Raw genomic sequence first — 11,677 nt, 5'->3', positions numbered from 1 at the left:
TCCGGTAATCACTACTAAGGTAACACCGACATAAACCGGATTCCAATCCCACGCATTTTTAGTTGCTTCTACAATAGAATTTGATTGCACCGCATTGAAGGCAAAACCAAAGGTAAAGATTAGGGTTACCGCAAACGCAATGGCTAATGAAGGAAGTTTTAAACCACGAGTAATGTAGTAAGCCGGTCCACCACGAAACATTCCGTTCGGATCTTTGGTTTTATATAACTGAGCAAGAGAGGACTCAGCAAACGCAGAGCTCATACCCATTAATGCGGTTACCCACATCCAGAAAACTGCTCCTGGTCCACCTAATGCAATAGCAGTTGCTACCCCACCGATGTTACCCACCCCAACACGACTTGCTAAACCCGTCGTAAAAGCTTGGAATGGCGTGAGAGATTGACCTGAAGCAGAACGACCACCCCACATTTCACGCAAACTTTGAGGGAAAAGACGAAGCTGAACAAAACCTGTGGTAATAGTAAAAAACAGACCTGCACCTAGTAATAGAATAATAGTAATATCCCAAAGTGGAGCATCAATCGTATTGACGACCCAAGTGAGAATACCTTCAAAGAATAAAATAATAGAATCCATAAAGACCTCTTAAATTAAAATAAAAACGAGTTAGTTTAACCGATTTCACTTTTTTAAACAGTTTTTTTGATACTTTATATAACAATTTTTAATCGGTATTCAATTAACGTCTAAATAAAATACCGGTACCGGTATCAATAAAGCTACTATGAACCAGCGTAGTTCCCAATAAAATCAATGCTATCCCCAAACCAAATTTGAATAATCGAACCGCATTTTTATTCATTTGAGCGGAAAAATACCAGCCACTCACTTTAACCGCTTTATTCCTTGCCACAATCACTAAATAAGCAAATAAGCTTAAGGTAAAACCTGTTCCGATTGCCATTACTAAGGCTGAAATTACGCCCCAAAAGTAAAGATCTAAGGTATAAGAGAGGAATAAGACTAAAATTGCCCCAGAGCAAGGTCTCGCACCAATACTCAAAATCAGCATTAGCTGTGTTTTCCAATCTCTAGCTTTCTGCATTTCATTTGAGGTGGGTAAATGTTTATGTCCACAGCCACAGTGTTCATCGTGAACGTGGTGATTATGCTGAACAAGCGGTCGTTTTTGTGGAGTTTTTTGCACAATGGTTTGTTGTGCCACTTGTTGAGAGAACCGAATTGATTTAATTTTAGGTTTGCTCACTTTCTTTGTCTCTTTGAAAACCTGATAGCACCAATAAAGCCCAAGCAAAATCATAATGGCGAAGCTAGCACGCTCTACCCATTTCAAAGTTAAATTAAAATATTGGCGAGAAAGTGTAAAAATAACCACAATCACAGTAACGAGCAAAACCGCCACTAATCCTTGCACTAAAGCTGAGGCGAAAGTAATTTTCATTGCCTGATTGAGCTTCGTTTTTTCAAGAGAAAGATAGCTCGTGAGAATAAACTTCCCGTGCCCGGGACCTACAGCGTGAAATACGCCATATAAAAAGCTGATAAAAACTAAAGTAAGCCCCGCTTTGGTCTGATTATCGCTCAATGCGTTTAACGAGCCGGAAAGAGCCGAATTAAATACCTTTTGCCACTCCATCACTTTAAATAGCAAAATCGGATAAAGTTGATAAAGTGCAAAAAATGTGAGAAATCCGACCGCTAGTATTCCCCATTGTTTTGACTTCAATCGCATACAATCTCCACTTTTTGTGCAAATTGTGCCCCTAATGAATAATCTTCATTATTTAGCATATCCGGCGACTGAGTTTTATCTAGGCTTGAAGCATATAAACGTAATTTGCTATCCACCTGTGGCTGTACTAATGCAACTTTACAGCCGGTATTACTAATACTAATCTCATTAGCACGGTTATATTCCATTGCAATATAGTAACTTGGTTCATAAGTCGAAAATCTTGCCTTATTTTGTTTCAAGTCATAAGGCTGACTTAAATGAAAGGTAATATAAAACACTACTCGATTATTTTTGATTTCAAAACGCGTATCTGTCGGTTGAGTGGTAAATTTTATCGGCTGATTTTTACTATCGTATAACACGCTGAAATAATGGTTTTGCAGGGCGGACTGTACCATTTCTGCGGTAATATCTTTACGAGTTTTCTCTTTATCCGCACTATTATTCATCTCATAAATCAATTCAGAAGAGGCAATTTCATCAAGCATCCATTCCATTTGGAATGATTTCAACATTGTGCCGTCTACAATCACTTTATTTTTTAGATCGACAAACGAATGCGGGTGAGAAAACGCATAACTAGAACATAACGTAGATAATGCAATAATAAACGATTTTAATAATTTCATATCCATTCACTGTAAAAAATAAAAAGCGAACAAGTTGCCCTGTTCGCTTTCAGAAATTTGGTGAGTCGGTCGATAAGCCGAGTTCTGTCGTGGACAATCATTCCTCTAGGCGTATATTTACACATACGCTCAAGCAACCTACCCGAACTCTCGGCGGGCAACCGATTGAGTTCCTATTTGGTCTTGCTACGAGTGGAGTTTACCCTGCTGCCGAATGTTACCACCGGCACGGTGTGCTCTTACCACACCCTTTCACCCTTACCTGCCGAAACAGGCGGTCTGCTCTCTGTTGCACTGGTCGTAGGCTCACGCCCCCCGGACGTTATCCGGCACTCTGCCCTGTGTAGCTCGGACTTTCCTCTCGTTTACTTGTCCCCCAGTTCTCGTTTTCACGAATTTAGAGGCTTCAATAAACCAGCGATTGTCTAACCAACTCAGGACTTAGTATAGCAGATTTGCAAAATTTTGCAAAAATTTAACCGCTTGTACTCTATTAGAAATGCAAAAAAGGATTAAGTTTCAAAAACTTAATCCTTTTATTTAATTCACTAACGAGCGATTACGCACGTTTGAAGTCTAAGTGAACTAGTTTTGGTTTAGTTGGGTGGCGTTGAATTGCTTGTACTTTAACTTGCTCTTCTTTACCCGCAACAACGATAGTTAAAACTTCGTTGTAGAACGCATCGTGTACTTGTGCGTTGTTTACATCATCGTGGTTTAAGATGATTGATACAGGTTCTGCACTACCACCGTAGATGATTGCAGGAACTTGACCATTATGACGCAGGCGGCGGCTCGCACCCTTACCTTGCGTTGAACGAACTTCAGCTTCAAATTTGAATGACATTGTTTTATTCTCTTAAATATTGGGATTATCCCGTTAATAGAAAAACAGCAGGCGACCCAGCTGTTTGTTAAAAAACTTCGGCATACCAAGAGATATGCCGAGTGCGTATTTTACTGAAATTGGCGAGAAATGCAACGTAAATTAAGATAATTTGCGGATTTTCTCTATAAAATAGTTCACTATTTCTCTCGCAATATTGACTTCATTCACTTGCTCAATGCCTTCAAAGCCCGGACTTGCATTGACTTCTAAAATAACTGTCCCATTGTCTGCCCGCAAAAAATCCACGCCTGCAACATCAAGCCCTATCGCTTTGGTTGCTTTAATTGCTAATACGATTTCCTCTTTGGTTAATTCAATACATTGAGCAATTCCACCTTGATGAAGATTGGATCGAAAATCTTCTGCCGAATTATTTCTACTCATTGCAGAAACTACTTTATCCCCAACCACAAAAGCACGAATGTCTTGTCCTTTTGCTTCACTCAAAAAGTGTTGGCATAGATAAGGTTCTTCGACTTGTCTAAAGGTTGATAGCACAGCTTCCGTATTTCGTTCATTTTCAAACAACATTACCCCATTGCCTTGCGAACCATTCAGTACTTTGGCAATAAGCGGAAAAGTGAAATGATTTAATTGCGATTTAACCGAAACTAAATTCCCTGCAAAATTGGTATGTGGTATAGGTAAAGTATGTTCGGATAATTTTTGCAACGATCGCCATTTGTTTCGGGCTAAAGCAAATGCTTCAGAGTGATTCAAAACAGGAATGCCTTTCGCTTCAAAATGGCGTAGCACAGCACAGCCCATTTCCGTACTACTTGTACCAAAACGAGGCAAAATACCATCGTAATCCTTCAATAAAACAGGTTCAGAGCGATGTTTATCGTAATTTTCTCCTTCTTGGTAAAAAATCTCAAATTTTCCATTATTTAGAGAAAGTAACATTCTGTTAGGATCTAAAATATCCAACTCGATCCCTCTTTCTACACAGGCTTCTCGAATTCGCTTGCAGCTATATAAGCGAGGCTCACGGCATAGCATTAGCCATCTCATTTTTTCAATAATCCCTTCTGATTAAAAAACGGCAGAATATGTGGACGAACGGGTTTATCTAAGGTTTTATGAATTGCGACTTGCCATTGCTGAGGTTCGCCAATTCTCGCTTGGTAGTAAGCGGTCAAATTTTCGTTATATTTTACAAATTCTACCTCATCAAAAGGCTGATACTGATTAGTATGACAAATCAAAGTGTTTGGTAAACGAGGTTTTAAATCAGGATCTTGTGCAGGATAACCCAAACACATTCCGACTAATGGTACACAGTATTCAGGCAAATTTAATGCTTCGGATACACGTTTAATATCATTACGCAATGCACCAATATAAACGCCACCTAACCCTAAAGACTCTGCTGCTAACAGTACATTTTGAGCAAAAATTCCCGTATCAACCGCTCCAATAATAGACACTTCCGCCCATTCCAATTGCGATTCCGGCACAAGCTGTTTGTGTTTATTAAAATCAATGCAGAACACCAAAAACTCTGCACAATCTACCACATATTGCATACCAGAAACGGCTTTTAAGGTTTCACGAATTTGTTTATCCGTTACACGGATAACGCTTACGCATTGTAAATGGTTAGAGCTTGAAGCCGCTTTTCCCGCATTAATTAAGGTCTGAAATACCTCTTCTGAAATTGGTTGTTCGGTAAATTTACGAATCGAACGATGAGATAAAATCGTTTCAAGTGTTGCTTTGCTTTGTGTTGTCATCTTTATTCTTTCCACCTAAAGTTTGTCTAAATAACTTTTTCCCTCAAGTTGGTTTACTTGTCGCATAATCCACGCTTGGCGTTTTCGCATAGTTGGTCCGGGCTTATCTACTTTAAATATATTTGGATTAGGTAAGGAAGCAGCTAATAATGCAGCCTCTTGCAAATTCAAATTTTTTGCCGATTTCTTGAAAAAATGTTGAGCCGCGGCTTCAACGCCAAAAATACCGTGCCCAAATTCCGCAATATTCAAATAAACTTCTAAAATGCGAGGCTTTGTCCAAACATATTCCACTAACACAGTCAGCGGAGCTTCAATCCCCTTTCTTACCCAGCTTTGTCCGTGCCATAAAAACAGGTTTTTAACTGTTTGTTGTGAAATAGTTGAACCTCCACGCACTTTGCCGGATTTTGCATTCAACTTTAAGGCAGTTTCAATCGCAGTAAGATCTAAACCAAAATGGCTTTCAAATTTCTGATCTTCAGACGCAATCACCGCCATCTGCATCTGCCAAGAAATTTCATCAAGGCTTACCCAATCTTTTTTGATGTTATAGGTTTTTCCTTGTAACATATTTTCCACTTTTTTCTGAATCATATAAGCCGAATACGGCACGGGTAACACAGAAAAAAGCAACGTTCCTATTAAGAAAAAACTCCCGAAAAAAGAAAATAAGCGGCTAAAACCAAACCAAAGCCAACCCGCTTTTGATCTTATTTTTCGAGGAATAAAAAAAAGCCCTATTTTCTTCAAAAGAGAGCTTAGAAAACGGTTCTTATACTTTGCCATTTACTTCATACCGTTAAGTTTACTATTTACCCATTGCAAGAAATCCGGGTCTAGTGTTTTGAGCATATTTGAGCCACGCGTAATAGTTGCTGCACTGGTATTCAAATTTTGCTGAATTTCACGTTGTGAATCTTCAGCTTTTAATAAAGCTTGCACAATTTGAACTCGCAACCCCAAAGATTCTCTCTCATCGGCGGTCAAAAACATCGAGAAAAAGAGCTCCAATCTATCTTCAGCAACGGCTTGTTTAAGCAAAACTAAAAATTGCTCCCACTCTTTTGGATCTCGTTGATTATAAAGCGTTTTCATTGATATTCCTTAATATACAAGAATATACAAGCGGTCGTATTTTACTCGTTACGCTCAAACGCAAGCATTTGTGTAAAAAATTTACTAAAAAAGACCGCTTGTATTACCTTATTTTTTCGATTTCTTGCCACCACGTTGATCATCTAACTCAGCCCCTTTCGGTACACTGAATTTGAATAAGTCATTTGAAACACCGCCTGTGGTAATGTTACGCAACACATAGAGATTGCTCTGCCCATCACGCTCAATAGTGCTGAAACCTTTTAATAAACCGCTTTGGTCAATACGCACATCAAACTGCTTTAAATTACTTTTTTTCGATTTTGGTTTTAATACGAACGTATCGGCATTTTGAGTTACGTCATATTGTTCCCAATGGTTTTTATCACTGCTGGTTAAAAGCACAAACGGCGTATTGTTCACTGCATCTTGCACTGTATTTACCGTTACTTGTGAAACAAATGGGTCGTAAAACCATAGATCTTTACCGTCAGAAACAATTAAATTTTCTTGTGGCGATTTTGTATCCATTCTAAATAAATTCGGGCGTTTTACTTGGAATTTACCCTGCCCTTTTTGGATCTCTTTCCCTTTGCTTGAACGGACCGTTTGGTCAAAATCCGCACTATATTGGCTCACTTGCTCTAAACGGCGTTGTAATTCCGCTACCGATTGTGCATCAGCAAATGCTGTGCCGGCTAAACCTAATAAAGCTAAACTGAATACTGATTTTTTGAATAATGTTTTCATCTATATTTCCTTATTTATCAAAGAAGATTTGTTCTTCTTTGACAATGAAATTTTGAAAAGTTTCACATTAACGAACTACTACAACAATACATTAAAAAGGGATAATTGTATAGCGTTAGATTAATGAGCCTCGTCCCAATTATCACCAATGCCAACTTCAGCAATTAATGGCACTTTAAGCGAAATGGCTTTTTCCATTTCTGCTTTGATTAGCTGGTTGTAATGCTCAATTTTATCGGCTTTCACTTCAAACACCAATTCATCGTGTACTTGCATAATCATTTTGATTTCATCATCGCCGTGAATAGCTTTATCAATGCCAATCATCGCAACTTTGATAATATCCGCCGCTGTGCCTTGCATTGGTGCATTAATTGCCACTCGTTCTGCGGCTTTACGCAAAATAGCATTGCTTGATTTAATATCAGGTAAATATAAACGACGACCGAATAAAGTTTCTACATAGCCTTTTTCTGCGGCAACTTCACGAATATCCGTCATAAACTGCTGTACTGCCGGGTAACGTTGGAAGTAGAGATCCATATATTTTTGGGCTTCAGATCGCCCAATCCCCAATTGGTTTGAAAGCCCGAATGACGACATTCCATAAATCAGCCCGAAGTTGATAGCCTTCGCACTGCGGCGTTGCTCGCTCGTTACCTCATCTAATGCCACACCAAAAATTTCTGCTGCCGTTGCTCGGTGAATATCTTTACCTTCAGCAAAGGCTTTAATCATTCCTTCGTCATTCGCCAAGTGAGCCATAATGCGTAGCTCAATTTGGGAATAGTCGGCTGCTACAATTTTATAGCCTTCTCTTGCCACAAAGGCTTGGCGAATACGTCTGCCTTCTTCGTTTCGGATCGGAATGTTTTGTAAATTCGGATCACTTGACGAAAGCCGCCCTGTCGCCGTTACTGCTTGATTGTAAGAGGTGTGCACTCGCCCTGTTTTTGCATTAATCAACTGAGGTAATTTGTCTGTGTAAGTAGATTTCAACTTACTTAAGCCACGATGCTCCATTAATAATTTTGGCACAAGATGGCCTTGTTGAGCCAATTCATCTAGCACCTCCTCGTTAGTCGAAGGAGCTCCTTTCGGGGTTTTCTTCAGCACCGGTAAGCCTAATTTATCAAACAGAATTTCTTGTAACTGCTTGGTTGAAGCAAGGTTAAACACCTGCCCTGCTTCGGTATGAACTAACTGCTCAACTTCACTTAAGCGTTTTTCAATTTCAGCCGATTGCGTTAATAATTTCTTAGGGTCAATCAATACGCCATTGCGTTCAATGCGAGAAAGCACGCTAACCAATGGCATTTCGATTTCGTTAAAGAGTTTTACCAATTCAGGCTCTTGTGATAATTTCTGCCATAGCACTTGGTGCAGTTTCATCGTTACGTCGGCATCTTCGGCGGCATATTCTGCCGCTTTAGCGATCTCAATTTTATCAAAAGTAAGCTGATTTTTGCCTTTACCTGCTAACTCTTCAAACGGAATGGTTTTATGCCCTAAATAACGGTAAGCTAAGTCGTCCATATTATGACGACCTGTGCTGTTTAGCGTGTAAGATTCGATCATCGTATCAAACTCAACGCCTTGTAACTCAATGCCGTAGTTAGCAAAAATAGTTAAATCATATTTAATGTTCTGCCCGATTTTTTTAATGGCACTATTCTCTAAAATCGGCTTGAGTTGGGTTAAACAAGCGGTCAAATTTAGCTGATTTTTTACCAATTCGTCTGCGATTTCGGTTTCTGCTTCATCATCGCCAAACATATCCGCTTGTTGTGGCAGGGCTTTTTGCTTATGCCCAAGTGGAATATAGCAAGCCTCGCCATTTTCAAGGGCAAAGGAAATTCCCACCAAATTGGCTGACATAGAATCTAAACTATCCGTTTCGGTATCTACCGCAATGATATTAGCTGAAATGAGCGTTTCAATCCAAGCCGCTAATTTTGCTTCCGTGTCCACCGTTTCATATTTGCTACGGTCAATAGCAATAGGATCTGCAAAATTTTCCTCATTTTTAACCGCTTGCGTTGCTTGGTAATTATTCGGCACTTTTTCAGCTGGAGTTTGTGTAACAGGATTCGCATTGTTATTTACTTCATTTAACCAACGCTTAAATTCATAATGCTCAAATAATGTAGCAAGCTCTGCACGATTTTGTGCTTGGGTTAAAAGTTGATCGTGGGTAACGTCTAATTCCACATCAGTTTTGATGGTGGCGAGCAGGTAGGATAAATCCGCATTGGCTTTTTCTGCCTCTAATTTCGGGGCAAAGTTTTTTGCCCCACGAAACGAAAGTGTCGCAATCTGATCTAAATTTTCATAAATCTGTTTAAGGGAACCAATCCCTTGTAATAAGGCTAACGCCGTTTTTTCACCCACACCTTTTACACCCGGAATATTATCGGCGGAATCGCCCATTAGGGCTAAGAAATCGATAATCAACTCGGGCGGAATGCCGTATTTTTCGATGACGCCTTCACGGTCAAGCAAAGTGTTGTTCATCGTATTTATCAACATAATGTGATCGTTCACCAGTTGTGCCATATCTTTATCGCCTGTGCTGATTAACACGTCTTTGCCATCTTTGGCAGCTTGCACGGCAAGGGTGCCGATCACATCGTCCGCTTCTACCCCTTCAATGGAGATCAGCGGAATACCTAAGGCTTTAATGATAGCGTGTAGTGGTTGAATTTGAGCTCGTAACTCGTCCGGCATTGGTGGGCGGTGAGATTTATATTGCTCAAACAGCTCATCACGGAAGGTTTTGCCCTTCGCATCAAACACTACCGCAATGTGGCTTGGGTTTACTTGTGAAATCAAGCTTTTTAACATATTCAAAACACCATACATCGCCCCTGTCGGCTCGCCATTGCGATTCGTTAGCGGAGGAAATGCGTGAAATGCTCGATATAAGTAAGAAGAACCATCCACTAGCACCAGTGGATTTTTTGCGATAGTTGCCATAAAAAATCTCTTGAAAATCAAATAAATATTGGCGTTATTATACAAGAATAGTGAAAGAAAGGGATAAAAAAAGCGTATTTCAGCCATAGCTAAAATACGCTTTCTATCTGATATTTACGATTATTGACCGAATGAGCCGGCTCCCATCATAATCACAAATAACGCCATTTGGATTTCATCTTCAGTTAATTCACGACCATTTAAGATTAATTTCTCATTTTCAACCGATAATTCAATCTTCACATTGTTTTCATCTACTTTTCTTAATCCGTACTGTTCAACTCCTGCATTAAGAAAAGCGGCATCAACTTGTTGTTTGGCAAACGCTTTGGCTTCTTCTTCGCTCAATTTCTCTGTAACCATCGAGATTTGGCGAATAATATCTTCTGCATATTCACGGTTAATATTTGAAGTAAATTTACTACTTGAAAGAGCTTTTAATACCTCTTGCATATTGCTCATATTTTGTGGATCAAATTGAGCCATATTCAATAATAAAGCTAAATTAAATTTACCTTTGCTATTTTCAAGTGAGAAGTTATTAATATGGAACTTCACCGATTTTGCCAACAACTGCATTAAAAGTTCATCTTCAAATCCTTCAGGACTAGATAATAAAGGCGTAATATCATTGGTTAATTTAGCATCTAAATCGTATGCCATATCCATTTTTAATTTACCCAGTTCAACACCTTCAATGTTGAAAGAAGCCGCCTCTAAATCTCCTGTCGAAATCACACGCTCGCCTTTTAACAGGTTATCGCCTTTAACCACAATATCTTTAATTTGAGATAATTTGCCATCTTTAGACTTAAACTCAATAGAGTTGATTTTTCCACTTCCTTTGCCAAAAGTTAAATTAGGATAACTTTCATTACTTTCAGTTTGAACATCATAAGCTATACCTTGAATTTGCAAATCAAGTTCTTCTGCTTTTATTTTAAAACTCTCTAGCTCAACAGTGCTATCAATGCCTTTTAATTTTTGGTCGTAACTATATTGCACTTTGACAGGAGTTGTTTCAATAGTGCCTGTTTCATCGCTATATTTAATTGGCGAGAAATCAAAATATCCTTTTGTATCTCCAGAATAGCTAATATTAGCCACCCCCGAACCAATTTGTTCACCGACAAATTTTTTAAATATCTCTGGTCCTTGAAGGCTATTTTCCATACTCATCATTACAGGAGCAAAATTAAACTTCGCTAAACGATTAAGCGGTAACGGACCATGATGAAGTTTATCATTACCGATAAAATCTAATTTTTTACCATCGCCAAGATCCACTTCTAAACGATATTTCGCATCAGAACTAAAGAAATGGCGATCAATTTGCACATCTTTGAGCTCAATATTTGCTCCAAACTCGCCACTTAGTTGCTTAAGTTGGTTATTGGCTTGAACGACTAATGCTTGATATTTTTCTTCAACTTGTTTGCCCGTATACCAGCTACCGCCAACTACAGATACACCAATTACCGCTACGACTGAAAGAGCAATTTTGCTTAATTTCATAATTTTCCTTTATCTGTAAAAAATATTAAAAAAATGACCGCTTGTTATTTACCGACATATCATTTTACAAGTTTAGATATATCGTAATTGAGTTTACCATAAATAAGAAATGACTTATATCGCTGAACTTAACAAAATAGCGTAAATTAATAAAACTCGCTTGATTATTAAGATAAAAAGCATACAATTTAAGTGGTTATTTCTAACTTAACGAGGTTCGATATGAAAAAAACAAATGTTGCATTAACCATTTTAATGGCTCTTGGTTTAGTGGCTTGTGGTAGCAGTGGTAGCAATAGCAACACTACTGATAATAAACAGGTATCACCAGTACAACCTGCTCAACCAGCACAACCTGCTCAAC

11 protein-coding genes and 1 other RNA gene are annotated in these 11,677 nt (G+C 38.8%); all 12 read right to left on the bottom strand.

Annotated features, from left to right (window positions below; all coding sequences use genetic code 11):
• The coding region (locus ACJHV0_RS04515) for an alanine:cation symporter family protein (protein ID WP_483133498.1) at nucleotides 1-600 on the bottom strand (600 nt) is incomplete at its 3' end.
• A gap of 103 nt (nucleotides 601-703) precedes the next feature.
• Nucleotides 704-1,717: a nickel/cobalt transporter gene (locus ACJHV0_RS04510; RefSeq protein ID WP_483133497.1), complete on the bottom strand. Its 1,014-nt coding sequence runs from the start codon at nucleotides 1,715-1,717 to the stop codon at nucleotides 704-706.
• Complete coding sequence (locus ACJHV0_RS04505) at nucleotides 1,708-2,349, bottom strand: DUF1007 family protein (protein ID WP_283385974.1); 642 nt, start codon at nucleotides 2,347-2,349, stop codon at nucleotides 1,708-1,710. The genes ACJHV0_RS04510 and ACJHV0_RS04505 overlap by 10 nt, the downstream gene beginning before the upstream one ends.
• Before the next feature lie 57 nt (nucleotides 2,350-2,406).
• An RNA gene (gene rnpB, locus ACJHV0_RS04500) (RNase P RNA component class A) lies at nucleotides 2,407-2,786 on the bottom strand.
• 122 nt (nucleotides 2,787-2,908) lie between these two features.
• The gene (gene rplY / locus ACJHV0_RS04495; RefSeq protein WP_025236087.1) at nucleotides 2,909-3,196 is read right to left on the bottom strand and encodes a 50S ribosomal protein L25; all 288 of its coding nucleotides are present in this window, start codon (nucleotides 3,194-3,196) and stop codon (nucleotides 2,909-2,911) included.
• Between the two features lie 141 nt (nucleotides 3,197-3,337).
• Nucleotides 3,338-4,252, bottom strand: a complete 915-nt coding sequence (locus ACJHV0_RS04490) for an ATP-grasp domain-containing protein (RefSeq protein WP_483133496.1) — start codon at nucleotides 4,250-4,252, stop codon at nucleotides 3,338-3,340.
• Nucleotides 4,249-4,974 (bottom strand): oxygen-insensitive NADPH nitroreductase, encoded by a 726-nt coding sequence (nfsA, locus tag ACJHV0_RS04485; protein ID WP_483133495.1) that lies wholly within the window; start codon nucleotides 4,972-4,974, stop codon nucleotides 4,249-4,251. The genes ACJHV0_RS04490 and nfsA overlap by 4 nt, the downstream gene beginning before the upstream one ends.
• A gap of 15 nt (nucleotides 4,975-4,989) precedes the next feature.
• Nucleotides 4,990-5,763: a monofunctional biosynthetic peptidoglycan transglycosylase gene (gene mtgA / locus ACJHV0_RS04480; RefSeq protein ID WP_334239482.1), complete on the bottom strand. Its 774-nt coding sequence runs from the start codon at nucleotides 5,761-5,763 to the stop codon at nucleotides 4,990-4,992.
• Nucleotides 5,764-6,072, bottom strand: coding sequence for a trp operon repressor (gene trpR, locus ACJHV0_RS04475; protein WP_025236091.1), 309 nt, complete (start codon nucleotides 6,070-6,072; stop codon nucleotides 5,764-5,766).
• Nucleotides 6,073-6,180: 108 nt separating this feature from the next.
• Nucleotides 6,181-6,822, bottom strand: a complete 642-nt coding sequence (gene lolA / locus ACJHV0_RS04470) for an outer membrane lipoprotein periplasmic chaperone LolA (RefSeq protein ID WP_483133494.1) — start codon at nucleotides 6,820-6,822, stop codon at nucleotides 6,181-6,183.
• A 120-nt stretch (nucleotides 6,823-6,942) separates the two neighbouring features.
• On the bottom strand, nucleotides 6,943-9,798 hold the full coding sequence (gene polA / locus ACJHV0_RS04465; protein ID WP_483133493.1) for a DNA polymerase I: 2,856 nt from the start codon (nucleotides 9,796-9,798) through the stop codon (nucleotides 6,943-6,945).
• Nucleotides 9,799-9,918: 120 nt separating this feature from the next.
• On the bottom strand, nucleotides 9,919-11,313 hold the full coding sequence (locus ACJHV0_RS04460; protein WP_483133492.1) for a YdgA family protein: 1,395 nt from the start codon (nucleotides 11,311-11,313) through the stop codon (nucleotides 9,919-9,921).
• Between the last annotated feature and the right edge of the window lie 364 nt (nucleotides 11,314-11,677).

This window comes from Mannheimia sp. (genome assembly GCF_056854775.1).
This window is presented reverse-complemented; position numbering and strand designations above follow the sequence as displayed.